24 protein-coding genes and 1 pseudogene are annotated in these 25,614 nt (G+C 41.3%); 4 read left to right on the top strand and 21 right to left on the bottom strand.

What is annotated here, in order from left to right; genetic code table 11:
• Positions 1-480: 480 nt before the first annotated feature.
• Complete coding sequence (lgt, locus tag SIN01_RS05525) at positions 481-1,266, bottom strand: prolipoprotein diacylglyceryl transferase (protein ID WP_010023121.1); 786 nt, start codon at positions 1,264-1,266, stop codon at positions 481-483.
• A gap of 326 nt (positions 1,267-1,592) precedes the next feature.
• On the opposite strand from lgt, the gene SIN01_RS05520 reads away from it, so the two are divergent.
• Both SIN01_RS05520 and SIN01_RS05515 read left to right on the top strand, forming a co-directional pair.
• Complete coding sequence (locus SIN01_RS05520; RefSeq protein ID WP_010027495.1) at positions 1,593-1,967, top strand: ArsR/SmtB family transcription factor; 375 nt, start codon at positions 1,593-1,595, stop codon at positions 1,965-1,967.
• A complete protein-coding gene (locus SIN01_RS05515) occupies positions 1,960-4,074 on the top strand; it encodes a heavy metal translocating P-type ATPase (protein WP_010027496.1) in 2,115 nt (704 codons plus the stop codon). The genes SIN01_RS05520 and SIN01_RS05515 overlap by 8 nt, the downstream gene beginning before the upstream one ends.
• A 281-nt stretch (positions 4,075-4,355) precedes the next feature.
• Here the strand turns inward: SIN01_RS05515 and SIN01_RS05510 are convergent, their stop codons facing one another.
• The 17 genes and pseudogenes from SIN01_RS05510 to SIN01_RS05430 all read right to left on the bottom strand — a co-directional run bounded on the left by SIN01_RS05510 (position 4,356) and on the right by SIN01_RS05430 (position 20,531).
• On the bottom strand, positions 4,356-5,009 hold the full coding sequence (locus tag SIN01_RS05510; RefSeq protein ID WP_010027497.1) for a methyltransferase family protein: 654 nt from the start codon (positions 5,007-5,009) through the stop codon (positions 4,356-4,358).
• 61 nt (positions 5,010-5,070) lie between these two features.
• Complete coding sequence (locus SIN01_RS05505; protein WP_010026851.1) at positions 5,071-5,442, bottom strand: cupredoxin domain-containing protein; 372 nt, start codon at positions 5,440-5,442, stop codon at positions 5,071-5,073.
• 19 nt (positions 5,443-5,461) lie between these two features.
• A complete protein-coding gene (locus tag SIN01_RS05500) occupies positions 5,462-7,573 on the bottom strand; it encodes a copper-translocating P-type ATPase (RefSeq protein ID WP_010026853.1) in 2,112 nt (703 codons plus the stop codon).
• A gap of 400 nt (positions 7,574-7,973) precedes the next feature.
• Positions 7,974-9,809, bottom strand: coding sequence for an ATP-dependent zinc metalloprotease FtsH (ftsH, locus tag SIN01_RS05495; RefSeq protein ID WP_047035333.1), 1,836 nt, complete (start codon positions 9,807-9,809; stop codon positions 7,974-7,976).
• A 196-nt stretch (positions 9,810-10,005) separates the two neighbouring features.
• On the bottom strand, positions 10,006-10,179 hold the full coding sequence (locus SIN01_RS14995; RefSeq protein ID WP_155217843.1) for a hypothetical protein: 174 nt from the start codon (positions 10,177-10,179) through the stop codon (positions 10,006-10,008).
• A 438-nt stretch (positions 10,180-10,617) separates the two neighbouring features.
• A complete protein-coding gene (locus SIN01_RS14990) occupies positions 10,618-10,782 on the bottom strand; it encodes a hypothetical protein (RefSeq protein ID WP_010025839.1) in 165 nt (54 codons plus the stop codon).
• A gap of 29 nt (positions 10,783-10,811) precedes the next feature.
• Positions 10,812-11,003, bottom strand: coding sequence for a hypothetical protein (locus SIN01_RS05485; RefSeq protein ID WP_010025838.1), 192 nt, complete (start codon positions 11,001-11,003; stop codon positions 10,812-10,814).
• 317 nt (positions 11,004-11,320) lie between these two features.
• Entirely contained in the window at positions 11,321-12,730 is a 1,410-nt protein-coding gene (locus SIN01_RS05475; RefSeq protein WP_010025835.1) for a sensor histidine kinase, read from the bottom strand.
• Entirely contained in the window at positions 12,727-13,434 is a 708-nt protein-coding gene (locus tag SIN01_RS05470; protein WP_010025834.1) for a response regulator transcription factor, read from the bottom strand. The genes SIN01_RS05475 and SIN01_RS05470 overlap by 4 nt, the downstream gene beginning before the upstream one ends.
• A gap of 149 nt (positions 13,435-13,583) precedes the next feature.
• Entirely contained in the window at positions 13,584-14,243 is a 660-nt protein-coding gene (locus SIN01_RS05465) for a TIGR01906 family membrane protein (RefSeq protein WP_010025833.1), read from the bottom strand.
• A gap of 196 nt (positions 14,244-14,439) precedes the next feature.
• A complete protein-coding gene (locus SIN01_RS05460; RefSeq protein WP_010025832.1) occupies positions 14,440-15,255 on the bottom strand; it encodes a DUF4247 domain-containing protein in 816 nt (271 codons plus the stop codon).
• 19 nt (positions 15,256-15,274) lie between these two features.
• A complete protein-coding gene (locus SIN01_RS05455) occupies positions 15,275-15,778 on the bottom strand; it encodes a DUF4178 domain-containing protein (protein ID WP_010025831.1) in 504 nt (167 codons plus the stop codon).
• Between the two features lie 95 nt (positions 15,779-15,873).
• Entirely contained in the window at positions 15,874-16,539 is a 666-nt protein-coding gene (locus SIN01_RS05450; protein ID WP_010025830.1) for a PspA/IM30 family protein, read from the bottom strand.
• A gap of 445 nt (positions 16,540-16,984) precedes the next feature.
• Positions 16,985-17,389 (bottom strand): annotated as a pseudogene (locus SIN01_RS05445) (transposase); the annotation flags it as partial.
• A gap of 111 nt (positions 17,390-17,500) precedes the next feature.
• A complete protein-coding gene (locus SIN01_RS05440) occupies positions 17,501-19,630 on the bottom strand; it encodes a heavy metal translocating P-type ATPase (protein WP_370646049.1) in 2,130 nt (709 codons plus the stop codon).
• Between the two features lie 80 nt (positions 19,631-19,710).
• Positions 19,711-20,073: an ArsR/SmtB family transcription factor gene (locus SIN01_RS05435; RefSeq protein ID WP_029548228.1), complete on the bottom strand. Its 363-nt coding sequence runs from the start codon at positions 20,071-20,073 to the stop codon at positions 19,711-19,713.
• 101 nt (positions 20,074-20,174) lie between these two features.
• Positions 20,175-20,531 (bottom strand): zinc ribbon domain-containing protein, encoded by a 357-nt coding sequence (locus SIN01_RS05430; RefSeq protein ID WP_010025826.1) that lies wholly within the window; start codon positions 20,529-20,531, stop codon positions 20,175-20,177.
• 347 nt (positions 20,532-20,878) lie between these two features.
• On the opposite strand from SIN01_RS05430, the gene SIN01_RS05425 reads away from it, so the two are divergent.
• Entirely contained in the window at positions 20,879-21,763 is an 885-nt protein-coding gene (locus SIN01_RS05425; RefSeq protein WP_010025825.1) for a cation diffusion facilitator family transporter, read from the top strand.
• A gap of 193 nt (positions 21,764-21,956) precedes the next feature.
• Positions 21,957-22,154, top strand: coding sequence for a DUF1737 domain-containing protein (locus tag SIN01_RS05420; protein ID WP_010025824.1), 198 nt, complete (start codon positions 21,957-21,959; stop codon positions 22,152-22,154).
• Between the two features lie 332 nt (positions 22,155-22,486).
• On the opposite strand, the gene copZ is transcribed toward SIN01_RS05420, so the two are convergent.
• The 3 genes from copZ to SIN01_RS05405 all read right to left on the bottom strand — a co-directional run bounded on the left by copZ (position 22,487) and on the right by SIN01_RS05405 (position 25,449).
• Positions 22,487-22,702, bottom strand: coding sequence for a copper chaperone CopZ (copZ, locus tag SIN01_RS05415; protein WP_047035337.1), 216 nt, complete (start codon positions 22,700-22,702; stop codon positions 22,487-22,489).
• 64 nt (positions 22,703-22,766) lie between these two features.
• Positions 22,767-22,982 carry a copper ion binding protein gene (locus SIN01_RS05410; RefSeq protein ID WP_047035339.1) on the bottom strand — a complete coding sequence of 72 codons (216 nt, stop codon included), beginning with the start codon at positions 22,980-22,982 and terminating at the stop codon, positions 22,767-22,769.
• Between the two features lie 67 nt (positions 22,983-23,049).
• Positions 23,050-25,449 carry a heavy metal translocating P-type ATPase gene (locus SIN01_RS05405; RefSeq protein ID WP_047035340.1) on the bottom strand — a complete coding sequence of 800 codons (2,400 nt, stop codon included), beginning with the start codon at positions 25,447-25,449 and terminating at the stop codon, positions 23,050-23,052.
• Positions 25,450-25,614: the final 165 nt, after the last annotated feature.

Genomic DNA, 25,614 nt, shown 5'->3' with positions numbered 1-25,614 from the left:
TCATTTCACCACTATTTATTCATATCACTATGATTATGGTCATGCGTGTTTATGCTGTTAGGATTCTGTGTGTTTGAAGGTGGCTGAATGATCGTACTGATTGTCTGGGGTACAGCAGAAAATACAATCACAATCGAAAGAATCGAAGCGATGGCATAAACCCATGCGACCGGGCGTTCATGTCTCCATTTGCGTTTCGCTACGAAAATAAACCGGATCGAAATGACAAGGGAAATGAGTAACAGGATGACTTTTAAAAGGGGAGGCATATTAAATAAAACTGCCCCGATCGACGTTAAACCGACAGAAATCAACAGTATATGCAGCCAGTGATGGGATGTAGCAATAATGGCGAAAAGGACAGAACCTATGGTTTTTAGTAAGGTTTTCCCTCGATTTGACTTTTTATTTGCTGAAACTGATCCAGATTTTCTGTTCCTCATGCCGCTTCTCCTTTTCTTTGTTTCCTAATTTTCTTTGTTACTCTCGATGAGCAGCTTTCATTTGTCTATAGCGTCCGATCATAAAACCGATCGCTAAGATAATCGTTGCCAAAGCCGTCAATTGAGCGACTTTCAGATTAAGTAATGTCCTTAGGCTGTCTCCTCTCCAGAACTCTAAAGTAAATCTCAACGTTGAGTAAAGTATTAACATCTGAAGGAATAGAAACCCTTGGAATGGTTTTCTATATTTAATCAATAGCAAAAAGCCAAAGATGATCAAATCACCGATGGCCTCAAATAAGGGCATCGGCAGGACCGGCGTGCTGCCAAAGATGTTGTAGACAAATGTTCCCGGAGGATAGGAAACAGCCAAGATGGAATTGCTTGGAATACCATAAGCGTCACCGGTAAGAAAATCTGATATGCGACCAATCGCCATTCCGAGTATTAACGCCGGTGCCACGATATCGGCTACCTGCCAAACTGGCAATTTATGCTTCTTAGCGAGCCAGATCCCTACTAAAGTACCGCCGAGAATGCCACCTTGTATTGCCAGTCCCCCCATCCAAACCATAAAAATTTCTGCTGGATGAGCAGCGTAATACGGCCATTTGAAGAGAACAAACCACAATCTTGCTCCAAGAACACCACCCAATACACAATAAATAGCGAATTCCACCATGTAATCCGCTTGAATACCTTGCCTCTTGGCCTCACGATTTATCAACCATAAACCAAAGAGCGTTGCCAGAGCTACCGAAGCACCCAACGTATTAATTGGAATCGGTCCGATTCTAAATAAAACAGGTCCTGGAAACCACATGAACCTTCCTCCCTTTTAATAAAAATAATCACTTTATAAGTTGAATCCTATTGCAAAAATGTGTGGAAACGATGTGGAAACGATAAACTTCGGTTATGATTATAGAAAAATTTTTGGTGATGCATATCAATGAAGAAGGTCATGGAGATTGACCAAAGGAAAAAAAGTCATCTATCTTTTATCATCTTATTTTTCTGTAGTTAATGGCACATAATTGACATCTCTAGCACACTAAAAAAATTTATTCAAATGTACATTTGAATAAAATAAGAAATGATGTATAATATAATCAAATGAATATTTGAATGATAAGGAGGTCGCTATTAGTGGTCGAAAAAGATACATGTGAAATTTATCGCTATGACGAAGAAAAGGTCAATCGCATACAAGGCCTTTTAAAAAATGAAAATGATGGGCTATCTCGCGTTGTTCGATTGTTCAAAGCGCTTGCTGATGAAAATAGGTCAAAAATAGTCTTTGCCTTATGTCAAGATAAGGAGCTATGTGTTTGTGACGTTGCAAACATTATTGGTTCTTCCATAGCAACGGCTTCACATCACCTACGCACTCTCCGTAAGCAAGGTCTTGTAAAATATCGAAAGGACGGAAAAATGGCATTTTATTCGCTTGATGATGAACACATCAAACAATTAATTTCTATTGCAATGACGCACAGAAAAGAGGAGAAAACTCATGTCTGAACAACAAGTCAAGTCATATCGAGTTCAAGGGTTTGACTGCATGGAATGCGCGAACAAGTTTGAAAAAAATGTAAAGCGGTTAGATGGAGTGATTGAAGCTAAAGTGAATTTTGGCGCTTCTAAGATTATGGTTACTGGAAACACAACCATTGAAGCGTTAGAAAAAGCAGGAGCATTTGAAAAATTAAAAGTCAGGGATGAAGCAGAACAAACTGTTGAACATGTACCATTTTGGAAGCAAAAAGAAAATTTTAAAGTCTACATTTCAGCCTTTCTATTGATAATCAGTTGGATTATTGGGACTCAATACGGAGAGCTGAGTCTGATTCCTACCATCGGATTTTTAGCGGCTATTATCATCGGTGGCTACTCGTTATTCATTGAAGGTTTTAAAAATCTGATTCGGCTTGACTTTGATATGGACACTCTTATGACGATTGCTATTATAGGAGCGGCCGCGATAGGTAAATGGGAAGAAGGAGCAACGGTTGTTATTCTCTTTGCGATTAGTGAAGCGTTAGAAAGTTATTCAGCAGATAAAGCGAGACAATCTATTCAATCGTTAATGAAAATTGCACCAAAAGAAACATTGATTCGTCGGAACGGTCAAGAATTGATGGTCCCTGTTGTAGATGTTCAGGTTGGTGACACAATGATTGTGAAACCAGGGCAAAAATTGGCTATGGACGGAGTTGTGACTAATGGAACATCGACTCTAAATCAAGCCGCCATTACTGGCGAGTCAGTACCAGTAACAAAAACCATTAATGACGAAGTCTTTGCTGGGACATTAAATGAAGAAGGTTTGTTGGAGGTCAAAGTTACAAAAAGAGTTGAAGATACAACTCTTTCTAAAATTATTCATTTAGTTGAAGAATCTCAAGCAGAAAAAGCACCTTCTCAGACGTTTGTTGATCGTTTTGCAAAAGTCTATACGCCAGCGATTATTATTTTCGCTGTCCTGTTGTCCGTGATTCCTCCTTTATTCATGGGAGATTCTTGGGGAGATTGGATCTATCGAGGGTTAGCCTTGCTGGTTGTCGGTTGCCCGTGTGCTCTGGTCATTTCTACACCCGTAGCTATTGTCACATCGATAGGAAATGCTGCCAAAAACGGTGTAATTATCAAAGGAGGAGTTCACCTAGAAGAAGCTGGCTCCCTCAAGGTTATTGCCTTTGATAAAACCGGTACATTAACAAGAGGGATTCCAGAGGTTACAGACGTTGTAACTTTTAATAAAAACGAACAAGATATCATAACCTTAACAGCGGCTCTTGAAAAAGGATCTCAGCACCCACTCGCCTCAGCCATTGTTAGGAAGGCTGAGGAAGAAAGGCTGAAATTTAACGATATTGAGATTGAGGACTTTCAATCCATTACTGGTAAAGGTGTCAAGGCTAGAATTAACCAGAACATGTACTATGTGGGAAGCCCGAACCTTTTTGAAGAAACACTTTCTAATGGGATTAAAAAAGCTATTCATAATCAGATTGTAACCCTTCAAAAGCAAGGGAAAACAGTAATGGTTTTTGGAACGGACGGAGATATTCTTGCCCTTATCGCTGTGGCTGATAAGCTAAGAGATTCAGCGAAGAATGTTATCCAAAAACTTCATCAGTCCGGTATTGAACAAACTGTAATGTTAACAGGGGACAACAAAAGTACAGCCGAGACAATAGGAAAAGAAGTCGGTGTTTCTGATATTCAAGCAGAATTGCTACCGGAAGAAAAGCTAAATTATATTAAGTCCTATCGTGGGAAGCAAAAGGTTGCAATGGTTGGTGATGGGGTGAACGATGCCCCAGCATTGGCAGAAGCCACTGTGGGTATTGCTATGGGGGGTGCTGGAACAGATACAGCTTTAGAGACAGCCGACATTGCCCTTATGTCTGATGATTTAACAAAATTGCCCTACACAATAAAATTGAGCCGTAAAGCTTTGGCGATTATTAAACAAAACGTCACGTTCTCACTAGCTATTAAAGCTATTTCTATATTGCTTATTTTCCCAGGGTGGCTAACACTATGGATTGCTATTTTAGCTGATGTGGGAGCTACAATAATTGTCACATTGAACAGTTTACGACTCGCGAAAGTTAAAGAGTAAAAATCAAAGACAAAACCTTCGCTTGATTGGCGAAGGTTTTAGTGCTGATTATGGAAGATGGGGGGATGTGTAAGTTAGTACGTTTTGGAACAGCATTGATACACAGATAAGTTTGGTCGATTATGTGAAGCGGTCCGGTTACCATCATTGTTTGTTCAATGTTTTAATGTTTTCTCAAATTAATCACAGAGGAACACAGAGAGTGAGTAATCTACCACACTAAAATTAATGATTAAAAGAATCCATGTATAAATAGTAAAAGGATCATCTGTCAGTTTCTTTTAATTTGTTTCCTTCTTTGTGAAATTAGTTAAATGTATCTTTGGAACGAATCTAGGTACCTTTTTCATATACTCGAGATATTCCTCACCAAACTCTTGAATCATGTTCTGTTCTTCTCTTTTTGCCAGTTTCCTGTACATAATCAGTAAAGTAGGCGCCATAATGAGTGTAATTAACGTTGGCCATTGAATCAGAAAACCGATAATTGCCACTCCGAAACCGGTGTATTGAGGATGGCGAATAAATCGGTAGATCCCATCCGTGACTAATTTTCCTTCCCCTGAATGTATTTTTCTCCAACCAATCCCGATAATAATCAATCCGCCAAAAATAAACACATTGCTTAAAGGGTGAAGAATATCAAATAAAATCGGAGATCCTCCTGCTACTGCCACCCATAGATGACCATTAATATGATTGAACGGATCAAGAACTGGATAATTCTTCCCAAGGATAGATGTCAGGATATAGATGGTCAGGGGATAACCAAACATTTCGCTGAACAAAGCGACCATAAACCCTGTAAATGCCCCCAAAGTTCTCCAGTCCCGTTTTGTCGTCGGTTTAAACACGGAGTAAGCAAACAGTCCGAAGAAAACGATGTTGAATAGGACAGCACCCCATAGACCGTACGCGTATTTTCCATCAGGCATGAGCAAATCTCCTCTTCATAAATAATCTATAAACCAGCTCATTGTTTCTTGTTTTATTTTTTTAGTTTTTCACAATAATCTTTCCTCTGAACATCCCCATCTGGCAGGTAAAGTCATAGGATCCTGTTTTCATGGGAGGGAGATCAACAATAACCTTTTCTCCAGCCGGCAGCGTCGCGCTTTTCTCAAATCCAGGAAAAATAACCATTCCGTCACAGGCTCCTGTCTCTATACGGGTAAACTCAAATCGAACCGGTTTCCCGCTCTGGACAACAATACGGGACGGATTATAGCCGTTTTTAACCAGGATCTTAGCCTCCTGAAAACCGGAAGCATTCGTTTCCGCAAGGCTTCCTCCTTTTTTCGGTCCCCAGAAGTACCAGGCGATCACACCAATTAATAACAGTCCAACAACTGTAACAAACCAATTCATTTGAATCATTCTCCCCTCTTTAATTAAATTTAAGTTTCAATTGTTTCAAACGGTTCGCGTTCAGGACAACAGTTAAAGAACTGAACGCCATGGCTGCTGCGGCAACCAGCGGCGATAACAGGATGCCCGTGAAGGGATAGAGCACACCCAAGGCAATGGGAATACCGATTGCATTGTAAATAAAGGCGCCGAATAAACCTTCGTAGATGTTTTTCATCGTGGCTCGGCTGACTCTAATAGCCCTAACAACCCCCTCCAGGCTCCCGGAAATGAGTGTGATATCACTTGCTTCAATGGCGACATCCGTTCCGGTTCCAATGGCAATACCGACATCGGCCTGTGTGAGTGCCGGTGCATCGTTAATGCCGTCGCCGACCATCGCCACTTTCTTCCCTTCTTCCTGAAGCCTGCGGACATTTTCCGCCTTATGCTGAGGAAGGACCTCCGCCAGGACCTGATCAATGCCCACCTGTTTGGCGATCGCGCGGGCCGTTCGCTCGTTGTCCCCGGTAATCATCACGACTTCCAGGCCCATTGATTTCAATTCATGAATAACGGAAAGCGAGTCCTTCTTGACGATATCGGCAACCGCAAGGATGCCACCGGCTTCCCCATTGATCGCCAGGAACATCGGCGTCTTTCCCTGATCGGCCATCGAGGCAGCATAAGAGTTAAAGCCGTCCAGAGGAATCCCTTTTTCCTTCATCAGTTTTAAATTACCGAAATAGATCATTTTTCCATCGACCGTTCCTTCAACTCCATGTCCCGGAATCGCATTGAAGCCCTCACTCTTAACAGGCGTCAACCCTTTCTCCTTAGCCTTTTCCACAATAGCGGATGCCAGCGGATGTTCGGATCCCTGCTCAACCGAAGCGCTGATGAGAAGGAGTTCTTCCTCAGTAAATTTTCCAAGGGGAACGATATCCGTCAGTGAAGGCTTTCCTTCCGTTATCGTGCCGGTTTTATCCATGACGATCGTCCTTAGTTTCTGTGCGATTTGCAGCGCTTCTCCCGATCGGATTAAAATCCCGTTTTCTGCCCCTTTTCCAATTCCCGTTGTCAAGGACATTGGTGTGGCCATGCCCAATGCACAAGGGCAGGCAATAATCAATGTGGTTACAGCAACAATCAAAGCGTAGACCCATCCAGGTTGCGGACCAAAGTCATACCAGATGATATAACCAAGAATGGCCGCAATGATAACACCTGGAGTAAAGATGGCTGAAACCTGATCAACAACTTTCTGAACCGGTATACGCGATCCCTGGGCCTGCTTCACCATTTCCACAATATTGGCTAATGCCGAGTCCTTTTGTTCTTTGGTTACTTTGAATGTAAAACTTCCTGTTTTATTCAGCGTCCCTCCGAAAACTTCATCGCTGTCATTCTTTTCCACAGGTATAGATTCTCCGGTCAGCATCGACTCATCAATAGCTGAACTTCCTGAGACAACGGTTCCGTCTATGGCGACCTTTTCACCGGGACGGACAATAATTTGATCACCGATATTTATTTCCTCTAACGGTACCTTGACTTCTTTTCCATCCCTGACAACGTTGGCTGTCTGAGGCTGAAGGGCAACCAGTTTATTAATGGCTTCGGATGAACGTCCTTTAGCTTTTACTTCCAGCGCCGATCCAAGAACAACAAGCGCCGTAACAACTGTAGTGACATCATAGTAGACATCAGCCATTTCAGGTCTCGGAAAAATTTGCGGCCAGAACAGGGCGACCAGAGAATAGAGCCACGCCGCCGAAACACCGGTTGCGATCAGCGTGTTCATATTGGCGGAGCGCTGTTTCAAGCCTTCCCAGGTGCCAACGAAGAATTGACCACCGCTTCGGATCACGACGAACAAGGCGAGTATTCCCATGATTAACCTGGCCCACCACAGTTGCTGGCTTCCCATCGGAAGCAGCTCACGTAACCCAGGAAATAAATTAGGGTAAGAAACTAAAATAACAGGAACAGATACAGTAGCTGCCAGCCACCATTTCTTCATTAGCGACCGATATTCTAATTCCTCAGTTGATTCTCCTTGCTGACCTTGTTCTGGCTTGATGTGACCGGTCATCATCCCATGCTCATGATCTTGATGTTCATGCATGTGCTGTATTTTTTCAGCTTCCATTTTCAATTCTCCCCTCCAAAGTATTTAATAAATGAAAATCTAATGCTCAGTTTGTTTTCTATACTGTTGTTTCTTAGTAAGAGATATCCCTTATGCTATACCATCATTCATGGTGTCTATTTTAAGTATTTTATATCCAATGGGACTTCCTCTTGCATAAAGTAATGTTAAATGATAATCATGTAGATTCTGAGTTGAAAACGTGTAGAAACTGTTAATATCTAAAAAAAGGTTAAATTGAGCAATTGACATCTGCCCAATTTAACCTTTTTCATTTATAACCTCATCAAAAATATTGACTTTTCGTTGGGATCACTATGTTTCTCACGAAGCGTCCATCTTAATGTAATTTTCTTAAAGAACTTTTAAAATACATACTATTTTAATACATTTTCTCGCCTTAACGATTATTTCTGGGTTCGATATATTCTCCACGTTCATACAATGCCTTAATTTGTTCGGCTTCCAGTGTTTCAACTTTCAGCAAGGTTTGCGCGATCAGCTCCAGTTTATCACGGTGTTCCACCAGCAATTCCTTACAACGTGCATATTGTCTTTTAATGATTTGCTGCACCTCGGTGTCAATTTTGTAAGCAACCCGGTCACTAATATTTTGTTCATTTTGCATCATACCTAGAAAGGGCTGACTACCGTTATTTCCAAACTGCAAAGGACCGAGCTTCTCACTCATCCCCCACTCAGTCACCATGCGTCTTGCGATATTTGTAGCTCTCTGAAAATCATTGCTAGCTCCCGTAGATACTTCACCAAATGTGATCTCTTCAGCCACACGGCCACCAAGCAGGCCGGTGATCTGTTCCAGCAGTTCCGGTTTGGTCATTAAATGGCGATCTTCTTTAGGCAAAGAAATAGTGTACCCACCTGCCTGTCCACGTGGAATAATCGTCACTTTATGCACCTCATCGGCACCGTCTAGAGCTAGACCAATGATTGTATGCCCAGATTCATGATAGGCAACAATATTTTGTTCTTTTTTGGAAATGACACGTGATTTCTTTGCGACCCCTGCTATGACACGTTCAACTGCTTCATCAATATCCTCCATATCAATGACGATCTTGTTGGCGCGTGCAGCAACCAGTGCTGCTTCATTTAACAAGTTCTCTAAATCTGCTCCGGAAAATCCTGGTGTCAACTTAGCTACCGTTTTCAAATCAATATCTTTCGATAGCGGTTTGTTTCGTGCATGAACTCGAAGTACAGCCTCACGTCCATTCAGATCTGGACGGCTAACTGGAATTTGGCGATCAAAACGGCCTGGTCTCATCAAAGCGGGATCCAGAATATCCGGCCTGTTTGTCGCTGCAATGATTATGATTCCTTCATCGGCCGCAAAACCATCCATTTCAACGAGCAGCTGATTCAAAGTCTGTTCCCGTTCATCGTTTCCTCCGCCTAGACCGGCTCCTCGCTGGCGGCCGACGGCATCAATTTCGTCAATAAAGATAATACAAGGTGAATTTTTTTTTGCCTGTTCAAATAAATCACGAACCCTTGAAGCACCGACACCCACGAACATTTCAACAAAGTCAGAGCCGCTGATTGAAAAGAAGGGAACACCCGCTTCTCCGGCAACCGCACGCGCCAGCAATGTTTTCCCTGTTCCCGGTGGTCCTTCAAGTAAAACGCCTTTTGGTATTCTTGCACCCAAAGCAATAAATTTTCTCGGTTCTTTTAGAAAATCGACAATCTCAACTAATTCCTGCTTTTCTTCATCCGCACCCGCCACATCTTTAAACGTGACTTTATGATTATCCTCTTTATAAAGTTTAGCCTTACTTTTACCAACGCTCATCATTTGGCCGCCACCACGTGTACGATTCATGAGAAAGAAAACCAGCAAGAACATGAGAACAAATGGGATCAGTGAAGTAAGAAATACGACCCAACCAGGTGTACTTGCTTCTGGTTGAATAGTCAAATTGGATTGTTCAGCCAATGAAGTAATTTGATTGATTTCCTTTTCACTTGCCGGGACATAGGCTCTAAATGTCGTATTCTTTTTTCCATTATTCAAGCGGCCTGTTGCTGTATAGACACTCCCATCCGGCTGAAGCGTCAGTTCTCTGACATCCCCTTTGGCAAGATGTTGTTGAAAGGTACTGAAAGACATCGGTTCAACAATGTTGTTTGGACTGGTCAGCCATTTGGTCACGCCTGCAACAACCAGAACGATAAAGACATAAATGATCATATTTCTATAGACGCGTTTCATCCGTCTCCTCCACTCACGCATAAGGAACCCTGTATTTCAAAAGTGAAAGTCACTCTAATTTTCACCGTTCATCATTTAATTATCTGATGGAGATGTGAATTCTTTATGTAAAGCCACATCGGTGGCAGCTCTAAGTCACAGCGATAAGAGTATTCCCTTCACTCTTATCTGCAGAGTTCAGCTTAACAACACCTGATTAAAATTCAGTTCTAACGGTTCTTTTGTTAAAAAGATTCCGTTTAGATCCTCTCCGTGTTCTCATTGATTCATTTTCCTTTTCTAAAATGGGACAAACATATTCTTCTCTTATTTTTTGCTTTTGCCAAGCTAAAGTCCCCGGTTGTGCTTTTTCATCTTTTGATTTTGTCAATCTACATTTCACCTCTTTTTACATACTGGTTTTATTATCTGCACTGATTAATGAGATCCTTATTAAATAGAGACGAAAAACCCGATAGAGTTTTCGTCCCTATAAAGAAAAGTCGAATTGAAACTTTTTTCAAGTCAATGATGATGTCCATTACCTTTCTTCATCATAGCCGGCATCATGAACAGATGCATCAACGGGCAAATAAGTACAGCCGCGAGTATGAGCAAACTATTTGATCCTGAAAATCCGCCTGTGAAAAACAGACCAATGATCACAGCTATTGGAATAATGAGGCAGACTGCCATCATAAGGTTATGATTGTGTTGATGAGTTCCATGAGCACTATGATTTTCATTTCCCTGATTTTGATTTTCGTGACCCTGACTGTTATGATCATGATTCCCGCAACAATTCATCAAAAATCCCTCCTCAATCTCGTTATGCTTGTTTACTTTTCAGCTGCTGAAGTTCTTTCCGCAACTGATCATTCTGTTCTTTTAACGCGTCAAATTCATTCTGTTTCTCATGAATATGCTGATGTGTGCTGTGTTGATGGCTTTCAGACTGATGACCTTCATGATTGTGATTTCCGCAACAAGACATAAAAAATTCCTCCTCGTAAACTTTGATTATTAATCCTTGTTTTTAAGCTGTTGAAGCTGTTCCCGCAAAAGATTATTCTGTTCTTTCAGGTCGTTCAATTCATTCGAGCTTTTTTGATGTTCAGAATGATCCGTTTCTGAATGATTTCCCTTCATCATCATAAACATCATCGGGAGCATCATAAGGGGACAAGCGAGTAATAGTAGCCAAGACCAGTCCATTGATTTCTTCCTCCTCTCATTCTTCAATAATGATTATAGGAAAGAAATGTGTGGAATCTGTGTGGAAAACATGTAGAAGGCGAGTAATTGTTGAAAAAATAAAAAAAGATTTACATATTACTCTTTGTTCCTGTAATGGAACCATAAATACAGGCTGCCAAAGAGGATCACAGGGCAGGCGACCCACATGCAGACTTTGAAAAAAATCCTCCCAAATGCAAGAAAACTCTCATGACCAAAAGCATTGGCTGAGAAGAGAAGGCAGGTTAGTCCAACGATAATTAAAAAAAGTGAAAAGAACCAATCAATTTTCTTCATTATTTCATCCCGTCCCTTCTCTGCTTTTTTTCATGAGTAAAGATCAATGTGAAAGTAGTCCCGACGCCCATTTGGCTATCAACTCGAACCGTTCCGTCCTGCATTTCAACGTATTTTTTGACGATAGACAGGCCTAATCCAGTCCCCCCGTATTCACGCGCACGTGATTTCTCCACTCGATAAAATCGTTCAAAGATATAAGGCAACTCTTCTTTAGGAATACCAATGCCTGTGTCTGATACGGAAAGGACAGTTGCTTCTTTCTTCCCGGTCAGTCGTACAAGAACGCTGCCCTTCTCCGTATAACGGATGGCATTCTCAAGTAAATTTAACAGCACCTGTTCCATCCGTTTACGATCTCCTCGAATAAGAGGAACCTGATCTTGTAAATCCAGCTGTAAGCTTAGTCGTTTACTTTCTGCTTTAAGTTTAACTTTCTGAACAGTTGTTTTTATGGTTATCTTCAGATCCATCCATTCCATATTAAGTTTGATCTGTCCTTCCTCCATTTTCGAGAGGTCAAACAGGTCATTAATCAAATGTTCGAGACGAACGGATTCTTGATATATAATGGAAAGGTACTGTTTTTTTTCTTTATCAGAATCAACTAATCCATCTGTCAGAACTTTAGCATAACCCTGAAGATAAGTGACTGGGGTTCGAAGTTCATGTGAAATGTTTGAGAAAAACGCTCGCCGCGTATCTCGATATCTTTGCAAACTTGCAGCCAGATCATTAATGGAGTGCCCGAGCATACCGATTTCATCTCGACTCCCGACCTGAAGTCTTGTATCCCAGTTTCCTTTTGCCATTTTATCGGTCATTTGCTGCATTCGAAGCAGTGGACGAGAAAGCAGTTTACTCATGATAAGAATCATACCTAAAGCGAGAAAAAACGCGCCAAGTCCAGAAAGCACCAACAAATTTCGAAGTCTCTGCAAAGAATCGTCTATTTTTTTCATGGAAGAGACAATATAAATCGCAGACCCAGTCGTTTTCCCTATTTGTATGGGTTTACCTACAACATAAAACCGGTTTCCATGAACATCATGGTTTTGAAAAGCTACAGAATGACCGGATAGCAGGCGCCGGGTATCGCGTGACCGTATAAAAGACAGATTCGGCTGTTTCTCCCCTGGAAGCGTCAAAATCCTTCCTTCATCATTCAACCAGAAGACCTTTACATCTGAAAATTTAGCAAAAGCTCGAATCATTGATTGTGAAGAAGTATCATTGGATTCTGCCATGGTTGCAAAGTGTGCAGCAATTTCCTGTGTATTGTCCTTCATTTGAGCATCATAGAAATTTGTGAACAATCGATCAACAGCAAGACCGGAGGATACGAGAATCACAATCATCAGCACGATAACAGCCGCGCCCAATTTCAACCCGATTCGATTGATACTCATGATTTTCCGACCTCTGCCTCAAATTTATAACCGACTCCCCAGCTTGTCTGAATCGGGTTATAGACTAAACCGGATCTCTTTAATTTCTCTCTGATATTTTTAACGTGGATATCGACAACACGCGCATCCCCCTCGAAATCATAACCCCATATTTGTTCGATCAACTGTTCACGAGACAGAACACGTCCTTTATTTTTGGCCAGCGTAGCAAAAAGGTCAAATTCTTTATGGGTTAAATCCACCGATTGATCATGAACAAAAACCTGGCGTCCGTCTCTATCAATCGTTAGTGCGGGAAAATTCAGCACATCGTTATTTGTTTTTTCAGTAGAGGTCGAGGATGCGCGGCGAATCAGCGCATGAACGCGGGCAATTAATTCCTCTGGATCAAAGGGTTTTGTCAGATAATCATCAGCCCCGAGTTCCAGCCCCTGGACCTTTTCTTTTGTCTCACCTAGAGCCGTTAACATCAGAATAGGAACGGATTGTGTCTTCCGAATCGACTGGCACACCTCCCAACCATCCATATTGGGCATCATCACGTCAAGGATGACCAAGTCAAAGGAGTGATTTTTAATTTTCAGCATCGCTTCATTGCCATCCGCTGCCTCAACGGTATCAAAACCTTCTTTAGATAAGTAGATGCGTAGCAAATTGCGCAACTTCCAGTCATCATCCACCATTAAGACTTGTAATTTCTTCATACTCATCACCTTCTCTCATCATACAGCAAATTTTCCAGATTACATATATTAACAAATTGGAATCATGCGTAGCATACATTCTAATTCCTTTTTTAAATCCAGTGATACTTTTTTTAAAAAAACTGGATCTCTTCCTATGGATTGTTTGATTAGAAAACGGACTTATTTTTCCACTTTTTTAATAACTTCCTATGACATACACTTAATAAAATCATGCCTATAACAATCCACATCAAAATAAATAAAGCGGCATGTAGAAAAAAGGCTTCCGGGAGGATCATGATCACAGGATCTGTAACCGGATCGAACAGCCAGTAATTATTTCTAAAAAAAGCCTTGTGAAACAAAGTGAAGGATGCATCAAAGTTTAAAGTGAAAGCAGTTAAAGTAACGATAATGAAGAACAGAAGAATGAAAGACGCTTTTTTCAGAACACTGATCATTCCATGCTTAATACCGCAATACAGGCCAGCCACACTAACTAAACCTGTGATGATAAAGAGCAGCTCAATCGAAGTGAAGATCCTTTTGACATCCCCAAAATGAATTTGTCCGCGAACTGAGTAGGGCAGGGATGGAAGTTTAAAGGATTGAGGCCTTGGATCGACAAGATATTGAATCATGTAATTATAGTTTTCCACAATTCTAGCTGTGCTGATACCCGCGATCTTGTCAATACCAAGATACCAAATATCGAAATAGTACAGAGGTTTAAAGAGCAGAGCAAGCTCTATTGACAGGAAAATAATAAACAACGCAAGATTGATGGCAAGCAGGGACTGAAATACACTGGATTTTTTGAAATGCATCCGCACACACACCCATATGAAATATTTTGATCTGAACCACATAAGCCTGAAGAAGTGTAAAAATAGTGGATTCGTATTTCTGTCAGGAAAAGGACTAAGCCTCTCTTTTACGGCTTAGTCCTGAACAGAATTTCATAGACGACCATTAAATTGAAAGCGAACCGTAGTTTTGTAATCAATTTATTGACAATCGAATTTATCTGCTTCTTCTCATGATCCTTCCAAAACTTTTGAATTTGACTTTTGGTGGAGAATTATTTTTTGGGATTGAAATTCTTGAATTTTTAGGAAAAACTTTACTCGTTCCTTGACCCGTATCTGATTTCAAGATTTTCCCCGTATTTCTCTCAACCGAATTAATCGCCTGTCCTACATCTTTTGTAACGCTATTCCTTATTCTTGAGAATGTACTTGAAAACGAGTTCGAGTTATTCCCGGAGCTGCTACGCTTAATAATCGAACCGGTTGTCTGCTTCGTTATTGGAGGGATCGTTTTCTTTTCGCTGGCGGTAGGGGGCTGATACTTTACCATTGGCCGAATTGTATTACCATCCGTATAGCCACGATAATTACCTAGAGCGCCTTTTCCCAATTGATACAATCGATCCAAGAGAACGGCAGACAGATAGCCTTTCAAAAACGACGAACTGTAATTGTTGCGAACAAATTCTTTATTACTTACTTCAATCAGGGTATTATCGGGGTTCTTTTTGTCTCTTTGAAGATCATATAATTCATCAGAATAGACAAGGAACATTTGCTGGTTGTCGTTTCTTGAGATCTGATCCGGCTTCTTTTGGTCGCTTAGTTTCTTGGCTACTTCTGGAACCGACTGTTTGTCAGCCTGATAAATATAGGACTCCTGATTTCCGTTTTTGGATACGGAGGTCAGCGGATAGCCACCGGTAACGGCTAGCTGTCCGGAGCCGGATGCGGAGCATCCGGTTAAAAGGGAAGCCCCGAGTACAATAGCCAATACAATTTTTATGCTGTTTGACAATCGCTTAATCATATTTAACGCTTCCTTTTTTTCATGACTGAATGATCCTGACGTCCATTGGCAGGACATCCTCTCCCTCATACAACATCATCTGGCCAGCCTGCCATTCGATTCGCAGTAGTTTCCAGTTATCTGATTGAAAGTCCCAAAGATAACGTTCACTAGAGGATGCAAAAGGCGTATCACCTGAAGAATGGGCTGCGCCTACCGCTTGATCTTCCATATGATACAATGCCCCTTCCATTTCAATGGTCGTTGGAATCTCATTAATATCTTCCAGACGTCCATCAATCGCTTCATAAAGAGACAGCTCCAGTTTTTCCCTCTTAGCAACCCGTAAATATTTGATCGTACTCCCATCCTTTATCGTAAAAAAAGCTTCCTGGCGTTGCGGGAATAACACTCGACCCGCAACGGTATAACTATTAAGTGAAAGATCAACAATATCACCAATAGATAAAGTGTAAGGAGTTTTTTCTTCAATCGGTGGTTCTGGCTTCTTTACTAAATTGATGATTCGATGAAATAGGGACATTTTTTATCTCCTTTCAACTTGTAAAAATAAAACCGACAGCCGTCTTTTGTAATTTTCTCGGCGTGCCGGCTCATTGATTTGCCTATTGTTATCCCTTATTTTTTATGCTGTTCGATGAGCTGTGCCAGTTCATCTTCGACCTTCTTGTCCTTCCCCAAATTTTCAAACTCTTCATCGATGGATTTTTCTTTTTTATAGACTTCCCCGCTTGCTTCCGCCTCGGCTTCTAGCTGCAATGTTTTTTCTTCCATACGTTTCAGTCCGGCCATCGCTGTATTGGAATCAAAGCCAGACATGGTGTCATTAATCTTTTTCTGCGCCTCGGCGGCGTTAACACGTGCGACAAGAGTTTCCCGTTTATCCTTCAGCTCGGCAACCTGCTTTCGCATCTCGTCTAGTTTTTGACGAAGATTTTCTGCAGACACCTGATTTTGTTCGTAGCGTTCCTTGTACTCAGTCATTTTTCGTTCAGCGTTTTGCTTATCCTCGATAACTCTTCGTGCCAGATCCAAGTCTCCTGTTTCAACAGCTAGGTGTGACTGTTCTTCACGTTTAGCCACAAGAGCTTTTTGTTCCTCGTAAAGGGCCTTGAATTTTTTTTCAAGAGCAATTTGTGCAGCGACTCCCCGTTCAGCTTCTTGTAAGTCCTCCTGCATATCACGCAGGTACTGGTCGGTCATTTTAACTGGATCTTCTGCCTTTTCGATCACAGCATAAATATTTGAAACGGTAAGGTCACGCAGTCTTTTAAATAGTGACATTCAATGAAACCTCCTGATTGTTTTTCATGTCGATATCGGATCCCCTTAAAAGGGTGACCAACACTTTTTTTACCTTATTGACAAGTACATTCGTCATTTGTTGTTTTGTATCAACTACCCCTCCTTCTCTACTGCAATAAGATTACACGTTAAATGTGTAGAAACCATGTAAAAGTGATATTTCTCTAGAAGTTGATAAATTCAAATAAAGTTGTTTACTAGGAGAACTGTGAAGTAGCATTTTTCTGGTGTATAATTAGCCATTCAAGAAAACAGTTGTTTGCTAATGTTGACATACTCGTATTTAACCACGGGTTTCATGACAAAAAACCAGCTAATATCTTGTCAAGGTATTTCTATTAAAATATAAAAGATCGTGTGAAACTGAAAATGTGTACGCCAAATAACCCTCCATATATTGGAAATATTTGGTGGTATACTTGTTTTAGGTTATATCCTGGAAGGGCTCTTTACGTTTTAATAACGCGTAAATCCAATGAGGAATCTTATTTACACAGGCTATTAAGCGACTTTATAGGACTTTCCTTCTTCTCATTTTTTCTGATAAAAGGCACTCATCTTTTTATTAAAAGAGCGTCTTAATCCGATCTGGACGGCTAAGCACAAAGCACGGCGTAGGCGCTTAGAACCTCGTTTGGTGATTCTATTGTTGTTGGCTGTGAACTTACCAGACGAATAAACGCTAGGATCTACGCCGGCAAAGGCAACAAGTTTTTTCGCATGATTAAGCCGGCCAATCTCTCCGATTTCAGATAAAATCATGGCAGCGATTTTTAGGACCAATACCGGGGATCGACTGGATAATCCGATACTCTTCGCTTTCTTGAGCGAAGATTCTGGAGCCCATTATAGACCGTTACATAAAAAGCTGATTATTCCTTCTCAAGTCAGGAACAACCAGCTTCATATATTTTTTATTTATCTTATATTTTGTTGCAGATTACACGTTTTTAATTCTTAAGACACGCATAGCGTTAAGTACTGCTAATAGGGTTACGCCGACATCTGAAAATACGGCTTCCCACATGGTCGCAATCCCCACTGCACCAAGAATAAGGAAGATTCCCTTTACTCCCATGGCAAAGATAATATTTTGCCATACAATACGACGTGTACGTTTAGCTATATTGATTGCTGTTGCAATTTTAGAAGGTTCGTCTGTCATAATAACGACGTCTGCAGCTTCAATCGCTGCATCGGACCCTAATCCTCCCATTGCTATACCTACATCAGCTCTGGCTAATACAGGAGTATCGTTAATACCATCTCCGACAAAAACAAGCTTTTCCTTCGCTGTTTTTTGTTGATCGAGTTTTTCTATCTCATCAACTTTTTGGTCAGGTAATAGTTCTGCATGTATTTCATCCAGTCCAAGCTGACGACCAACTGCCTCGCCTACGGATTTGGCATCGCCAGTCAACATAACCGTTTTCTTAATCCCTAATGCCTTTAGCTTCTGAATCGCACTGGCTGAGTCTTCTTTAACTTCATCCGAGATAACGATGTATCCCCCATATTTTTTATCAATCGCAACATGTATGAGAGTACCGACAACGGATTTTTGTTCAAAGGCAATGTGCTCTCTGTTCATGAGTTTGGCATTACCGGCTAAAATTTCTTTCCCATCGACGGTCACTTGAATACCATGGCCCGATATTTCATTGTAGTCTTGAATGCGACTTTCATTGATTTCTTTTCCATACGCTTTTTGAATCGACAGGGCGATCGGATGACTAGAGTGGATTTCTGCGAAAGCTGCATACTCTAATAATTTCTCTGCCGTAAGACCGTTCTCCGGTTGAATGTTTGTAACGTCAAAGACACCCTTAGTCAATGTTCCGGTCTTATCGAAAACGACATATTTGACATCGTTCAATGCTTCAAGATAATTGCTCCCTTTTACGAGAACACCACTTTTAGATGCTCCCCCGATACCCCCAAAGAAGCCCAAAGGTATGGAAACAACCAGGGCACATGGACAAGAGATCACTAAGAAGACAAGGGCACGATAAATCCACTCAGAGAAGGTTGCCCCTTGTATCACCAAAGGTGGAATAAAAGCTAAAGCCGCAGCCGCAATTACGACGACAGGCGTGTAATAACGAGCGAATTTCGTAATAAAGTTTTCTGTGGGTGCTTTTTTGCTGCTGGCATTTTGGACTAAGTCCAAAATTTTTGCAACGGTCGATTCACCATAAACTTTGGTTACTTCTACCGTTAAGAGACCATTTTTATTAATAAATCCACCGAGCACGTCGTTGCCTACTTCAATTTCTCTTGGAACAGATTCCCCGGTCAGAGCTGATGTATCAACCATCGAACGACCATCTATAACTTTTCCATCAAGAGGCACTTTTTCACCAGGCTTAATCATAATGACATCGCCAACGCTGATGTCCTCAGGTGCAACTTTTTTGATGTCATTATTCACTTTTAGATTAGCGTAATCCGGACGAATGTCCATTAGTGCACTGATCGACTTGCGTGAGCGATTGACAGCAATGCCCTGAAACAGTTCTCCGATTTGATAAAAGAGCATAACAGCCACACCTTCAGGAAACTGTCCAACAGCAAAAGCCCCTAGAGTCGCTATCGTCATTAAGAAATTTTCATCAAATACTTGTCCTCTGAGGATGTTTCTAAAAGCCCGATAAACGATATCGCCACCGATGATGGCATAGGCGATCACAAACAGCGAAACATCCAAAATGAAAGGAATGGGTGAGAGAGCTGCAATAGCTGTCAACGCCCCACTCACCGCTAAACGAATAATCAGTTGTTGTGTATTACTGCTCTCATGATCATGACTGTGTTCATCACTCTTACCCTTAGATCCCAAGGTAACTTTGACCTCAGGTTCAACGCGTGTTACAGTTTGCTTAATGTCATCGATCAACTTATCTGTTTTTACCGCACCTGTAGGTTCGACAAACAATTTTTGTGTTGCAAAATCAACAGTTGAAGTTTTTATTCCATTAATTTTCCCCACTGCTCTTTCAATCTTTTTAGCACAACTCGCACAATCGATGCCTTCCAAATATATTGGAGCCATTACTACCTTCTTTTCGATCCTTTTTTCAGTATCTGTAGCATTTTTATTTATTTTTGCTTCTGGTGTACTCAATTGAATTCCTCCCTTCTCCACATTATTTATTCTTTGATATGATCATAAGCCTGAACTAAAATCTGCATCACATGCTGATCTGCCAGTGAGTAGTAAACGACTTTTCCTTCTTTCCGGTTCTTGACCAATTTCGCTTGCTTAAGGATGCGTAATTGGTGAGAAATGGCAGACTGTGTCATATCCAGCAAATATGCCATATCGCAAACACACATTTCAGATTGATACAGTGCACGCAGCAGACGAATTCTCGTACGATCACCAAATATTTTAAACAGATCAGCCACATTTTCTAAGTCTTCATCGTTTGACATAGCTTTGCTTACTTTTTGAACGACGTCTTTATGAATAATGGTCTGTTCACAAATTTCCACATCAATGTTTGAACCCATTTTTGTTCTTACCACGAGAACACCACCTTTTTAATGAAATATATGAGCAACTATTCAAATGAAAGGTACAAAATTATCATTTTCTCTTTTCATATAAAGTGTTAACCAATTTTTGTTCCACATTCCTGACAAAATTTTGCACCGTTTTCAATAGGCGACTTACAACTCGGACAAACCGCTATTGATTGTAGGTTATTTCCACATTCATAACAAAACTTGGCGGTAGCACTGTTAGAAGCACCGCATTTTTGACAGACAATTACACGGGAATCATTGTGAAAAACGTTGGGTCTGTCGTTTTGGTAGGGTGGATAATCACTATAATGGTCGTTGCGACGATGGTCATGCTCTTCATCATGATGATTATCACCACGATAACCATATCTACGGCGATCGTGGTGTTTTCCATGATGATCGTCGTCGCGATCTCCAAATAAACGCTCAAAAAAATCTGACATTTTTATGCCCCCTCGTTTATTCAACTTTGTAATCACTTGCGTTAATTATCTTTAATGATCATACACATGAACGTATGATCATATGTTCAATTAAATTATATCTCATACAATTGATTTGTCAATTTCAATTGTATTTTTTCTTGTCAGACTAGCTTTCCATAAAAGGAAATGATCATTTTACAGATTTATTAAAGCTTAAGAATGTGCCAGAACGGTCGCTATTGTTAGCGTTGGGCAACACTTTTTCATGTCAATTAATTTTGTATCATCATCAAAAATGGTTGCTGTAGACACACATGGGTTTGGGTTGTTAAGATGAACGGAATGGTTGGAAAGAAGGCGCTAACATGATACAAGAAAAATACATGAACTTAAAGCGTGGAGAACGAGGAGCAATCATCAGCATTGTTGCGTATCTCTGCTTATCAAGTTTAAAACTCTTTATCAGTTTTTCGACTGGATCACAAGCACTTAGAGCTGATGGGTTAAATAATTCAACTGACATTATTGCCTCCCTTGCTGTACTCATTGGATTGAGACTATCTCAGCGTCCAGCTGACAGCGATCATCTCTACGGTCATTGGAAAAGCGAAACCATAGCATCCATGGTCGCTTCCTTTATCATGATGGCTGTAGGATTACAAGTGTTGCTCGACGGTATTTTATCCATGTTCCAAAGGAATGAAGAAGCACCTGATATTATTGCTGCTTGGACAGGGCTGTTTTGTGCGGCTGTAATGTTTTTTGTTTATCGATATAACAAAAATCTGGCGACAAAAACAAATAGTCTATCGGTTATGGCTGCAGCAACGGATAATCTCTCAGACGCTTGGGTCAGCATCGGAACATCCGTTGGAATATTTGGTTCCCAGTTTAATCTTCCTTGGCTTGACATACTGACCGCTATTTCCGTAGGAATCCTTATTTGTAAGACAGCCTGGGATATTTTTAGAGAATCCTCCTATAACCTGTCTGATGGATTCGATGAAAAAAAGATTAACGCTTATCAAAAATCAATTTTGTCCGTTAATGGAGTTGAAGAAATTAGGAATATAAAAGCAAGAAATTACGGTAATAATGCAGTTGTTGATCTTGTCATTATCGTTGATCATAATTCTGCACTAACAGATGCTCATGAAATCTCAACCCAAGTTGAGCAGGTATTGATCAAAAAATATGGGATTTATGAGGTTAATGTCCACGTCGAACCTAAACCGATTGTAACTGGATAATTTTGAATAGGCGTCCTTATATAATTAGTCGTTTGAAAGAAGCATATACCTTTGAACCGGTTATATGGTTACTGCAGGTCGAGTCCCCAGGTTTATGTCGCAAGACAATTTAATAATGAGACAATGAAGTACGTTCCTAGACTTCATTCGTCTCAACATATACAATAAAAAGCAAGGGTAAGAAGGTGTTCATTTGGAGAATGAGCTTAGATATCATCTAATCACAGGAAAAGATGATGCAAATTTTTGTAAGAGAATTTCTAAATTGCTTGATGAAGGTTATAAATTGTATGGATCTCCATCAAGCACATTTGATGGAGAAGACGTAATTGTAGCCCAAGCTGTTATCTCACAGAAGCAAGTAATCTCTCAAACTGACGTTCCAATATGATCCACATTAACTAAATCACCATTTTCATCGTTAAGCGATCATTACACTGCATGAATCAAAAAAAGTAATCCACACGTTTGTGCTCCTGTCGTGGATTGCTTTTTTCAACAGTTCTTAGCTCAGCAAGATATATTATGCTCTTATATCAATGTAAAAAGGATATTATGTTAGACATCCTTTACTGATGCGGGTTCTCAGACGCCTTGTTATAACTTTCCAGGGAATGCAGAATCAAAGCTACCCGCTTTTTTACTTTAATTCATTGTCTTGTTTCTTTTATGGTATTAAAAAAAGTGCCGCTAACCCATTTCGGGCGAGGCACTTCTTAACAATTAATTCTGTCCGACAACATCGTATCCTTGTTCTTCAACTGCTTCCTTCATCTTACTGAACTGAACCCTTGCCTCATCATATTCAACTGAGGCCTTACCTTTTTCAAGATCCACTGAAACAGCAGATACACCATCTAATCCTTTTAAAGCATTTGTAACTGAGGCCTTACAATGTCCGCAATGCATGCCCTTTACATCAAGTGTCGTCTTTGTCATCGTTTCAATCTCCTTTTTTATACTGAAAATTTTTTATTTAAAGATGAATGGACAGATTTAAACGTCAGTGCTGTCCAACAACATCGTATCCTTGTTCTTCGACGGCTTCTTTCATTTTGTCGTATTGTACTTTCGTTTCATCATAGTCGACAGCGGCTTCACCTGTTTTCAGATCAACGGAAACAGCAGATACCCCGTCCAGACCATTCAATGTTTTGGTCACCAGATTCTTGCAATGGTCTCCCATCATACCTTTAACATCAAGCTTTGTTTTTGCCATAAGTCGTCAATCTCCTTTTCATCTTTTTTGATGCTCTACAGCTTCTCAGTCAAAAAGCCTTTCAATTTCAGACTTTGACCCGTTTCAGACGTAAACTGTTCGTCACGACGGATACGGAACTAAAGGCCATGGCAGCGCCGGCTACCCAAGGCGCAAGCAGGCCGAGTGCGGCCACTGGAATGCCAACCGTATTATAGAACAGTGCCCAGAACAAGTTCTGACGTATGTTCCGCATCGTTTTCCGACTCAAATCAATCGCTTTTGGAATATGAAGCAGATCGCCACCGACCAATGTGATATCAGCTGCCTCAATTGCCACGTCTGTTCCAGTGCCAATTGCCATGCCGATATCTGCTGTAGCCAATGCCGGAGCGTCATTTATTCCATCACCAACCATGGCTACCTTCAGTCCCTTTTCTTGCAGAATTTTCACTTTAGCTGCTTTTTCCTCGGGAAGAACCTCGGAAAACACATGGTCAATGCCTGCCTGTCTGGCAATCGCCTGAGCCGTCCGCTCATTATCGCCCGTAATCATATACACCGAAAGACCACGTGTCTTTAATTCTTCAATGGCTTGCTTCGAAGATGTCTTGATCGTGTCTGCAACGGCAATAATACCCTGAAGCTTGCCATCGTAGGCAACAAACATTGCCGTTTTCCCTTCAGATTCAAGCTTCTTCATCCGTTCCTCAGTCTCAGAATAAGAAATGTCTCCCTCTTTCATCAGCCGCCGTGTGCCGATTGCTATTTCCTTCCCGGAAACAGTTGCTTTAATACCATAACCGGCAAGAGCTTTGAACTGATCCGGTGATGGGAGATCCGGGCTGCTTTGCTTTCCATAGGTAACAATCGCCTGCGCCAGCGGATGTTCACTGGCTGATTCTGCTGAAGCAGCAAGCGTTAAGAGTTCTTCTTTTGCTGCGCCATTCAGTGCAAAAATGTCAGTAACTTCCGGTTTACCATTAGTAATTGTCCCCGTCTTATCGAACAGAATAGCCTGCAGACTTTGGGTTGTTTCGAGATATTCACCTCCTTTAAAAAGAATGCCGTTCTCAGCCCCCTTGCCGGTTCCAACCATGATGGATGTCGGCGTTGCCAAGCCTAAAGCGCAAGGGCAGGCAATCACAAGGACACTAATAGCCGCAATCAGTGCTGGGGCAAACTGACCGGGAGTGACAAACAGAATCCAGACAAGAAATGCCAGCACCGAAATACCGATCACAATCGGGACAAAGATACCCGAGATACTGTCAGCGAGCCGCTGGATCGGTGCTTTTGATCCCTGGGCTTCCTCAACAATCTTGACAATCCCGGCAAGTGCCGTATCTTTCCCTACTTTTTCAGCCTTCATGGTCAGCGTTCCATTTGCATTCACCGTTGCGCCGATTACTTTGTCATCTTTTCCTTTTTCGACAGGAATGGATTCACCGGTAATCATTGATTCGTCAACAGAAGAACGGCCGTTGACAACGATACCATCTACAGGTATTTTTTCTCCAGGTTTGACACGTAACAAATCACCGACAGCAACCTGATCGATCGGTACTTTTCGTTCCTTCCCGTCCTCAATGATTGTCGCCTCTTTGGCTTGCAGTCCCATCAGTTCAGTAATCGCCGCAGTCGTCCGCCTTTTTGCACGTGATTCAAAATATTTACCCAACAGGACAAGCGTAATTAAAATCGCACTCGTTTCAAAATACAGCTCAGGATTGGTGAGTCCGCCGAACTGATAACGGAATGTCTCGAACGCGCTATAAAAGTAAGCAGCACTTGTACCCAGTGCAACCAGAACATCCATATTGGCACTCTTATTTAATAGAGCCTTTGTACCACTGATATAAAACTGGCCGCCAATGTAGAACTGCACAATACCAGCCAAGATGAGCTGGAACCATGGATTCATCAGAAACTGAGGGATCGGTAGGCCTGTGTTAAAGGGCAAGTGTGCAATCATTGTGTAAAGCAACGGCAGCGAAAGAACAGCGGACAAGACCAGTTTCTGCAGCTTTCTTTTAAGTTCCTTCTCTTTTTCGTCCGTCGCCTGTTCTTGTTTCGGGACAGCCTTGTAACCGAGTTTCTTGACTTGATCATAAATCGCAGTAGGTTCGGTGATCCCGGGCTGAAAGATCACAGTTCCAGACTCAGTCGCCAGATTAACCTGGGCTGATACTACACCTGCCATACGGCTCAATCCCTTTTCAATACGCGCGGCACAAGAGGCACAGGTCATGCCGAGAATATCCGTATCCAACCTTTGCGTTCGCACGCCGTAACCCAGCTTTTCAATCTTTTGTACAATGTCCGTGGGTTTTGATTTTTCCTCATGGATGGTCACCTTCGCTTTTTCCAATGCGAGGTTGACATTCGCTTCGACGCCATCCATCTTATTGAGCGATTTTTCAATCCTTGTCGAGCAGGAAGCACAGGTCATCCCTGTAATCCCAATCTGCATTGCCTTTGAACTCATCCATTTCATCCCCTTATATCCGTTCATCCAGAAGTCAATGTAAACCCCCAGAATAAATGATTTGTATTTATTCCAACTAAAAATTCAGGTTAGCAGCTCCTGCCATCTTCTTTCAGCTTCATTATACCCATGGGGGGTATATGTGTCAAATGATAAATTGAGCGA

This window comes from Sporolactobacillus inulinus (assembly GCF_006539285.1).
GTDB lineage: Bacteria > Bacillota > Bacilli > Bacillales > Sporolactobacillaceae > Sporolactobacillus > Sporolactobacillus inulinus.
This window is presented reverse-complemented; position numbering and strand designations above follow the sequence as displayed.

Excerpts from the sequence above, each read along its gene's own strand:
- SIN01_RS05460 (WP_010025832.1), bottom strand. The coding sequence starts at position 15,255 with ATGATTAAGCGATTGTCAAACAGCATAAAAATTGTATTGGCTATTGTA.
- SIN01_RS05475 (WP_010025835.1), bottom strand. The coding sequence starts at position 12,730 with ATGAGTATCAATCGAATCGGGTTGAAATTGGGCGCGGCTGTTATCGTG.
- SIN01_RS05515 (WP_010027496.1), top strand. The coding sequence starts at position 1,960 with ATGTCTGAACAACAAGTCAAGTCATATCGAGTTCAAGGGTTTGACTGC.
- lgt (WP_010023121.1), bottom strand. The coding sequence starts at position 1,266 with ATGTGGTTTCCAGGACCTGTTTTATTTAGAATCGGACCGATTCCAATT.
- SIN01_RS05465 (WP_010025833.1), bottom strand. The coding sequence starts at position 14,243 with ATGCATTTCAAAAAATCCAGTGTATTTCAGTCCCTGCTTGCCATCAAT.
- SIN01_RS05450 (WP_010025830.1), bottom strand. The coding sequence starts at position 16,539 with ATGTCACTATTTAAAAGACTGCGTGACCTTACCGTTTCAAATATTTAT.
- SIN01_RS05505 (WP_010026851.1), bottom strand. The coding sequence starts at position 5,442 with ATGAATTGGTTTGTTACAGTTGTTGGACTGTTATTAATTGGTGTGATC.
- copZ (WP_047035337.1), bottom strand. The coding sequence starts at position 22,702 with ATGACAAAGACGACACTTGATGTAAAGGGCATGCATTGCGGACATTGT.
- SIN01_RS14990 (WP_010025839.1), bottom strand. The coding sequence starts at position 10,782 with ATGTCTTGTTGCGGAAATCACAATCATGAAGGTCATCAGTCTGAAAGC.
- SIN01_RS05425 (WP_010025825.1), top strand. The coding sequence starts at position 20,879 with ATGATACAAGAAAAATACATGAACTTAAAGCGTGGAGAACGAGGAGCA.
- SIN01_RS05485 (WP_010025838.1), bottom strand. The coding sequence starts at position 11,003 with ATGGACTGGTCTTGGCTACTATTACTCGCTTGTCCCCTTATGATGCTC.
- SIN01_RS05430 (WP_010025826.1), bottom strand. The coding sequence starts at position 20,531 with ATGTCAGATTTTTTTGAGCGTTTATTTGGAGATCGCGACGACGATCAT.
- SIN01_RS05405 (WP_047035340.1), bottom strand. The coding sequence starts at position 25,449 with ATGAGTTCAAAGGCAATGCAGATTGGGATTACAGGGATGACCTGTGCT.
- SIN01_RS05410 (WP_047035339.1), bottom strand. The coding sequence starts at position 22,982 with ATGGCAAAAACAAAGCTTGATGTTAAAGGTATGATGGGAGACCATTGC.
- SIN01_RS05510 (WP_010027497.1), bottom strand. The coding sequence starts at position 5,009 with ATGCCTGATGGAAAATACGCGTACGGTCTATGGGGTGCTGTCCTATTC.
- ftsH (WP_047035333.1), bottom strand. The coding sequence starts at position 9,809 with ATGAAACGCGTCTATAGAAATATGATCATTTATGTCTTTATCGTTCTG.
- SIN01_RS05435 (WP_029548228.1), bottom strand. The coding sequence starts at position 20,073 with ATGGGTTCAAACATTGATGTGGAAATTTGTGAACAGACCATTATTCAT.
- SIN01_RS05500 (WP_010026853.1), bottom strand. The coding sequence starts at position 7,573 with ATGGAAGCTGAAAAAATACAGCACATGCATGAACATCAAGATCATGAG.
- SIN01_RS05470 (WP_010025834.1), bottom strand. The coding sequence starts at position 13,434 with ATGAAGAAATTACAAGTCTTAATGGTGGATGATGACTGGAAGTTGCGC.
- SIN01_RS05455 (WP_010025831.1), bottom strand. The coding sequence starts at position 15,778 with ATGTCCCTATTTCATCGAATCATCAATTTAGTAAAGAAGCCAGAACCA.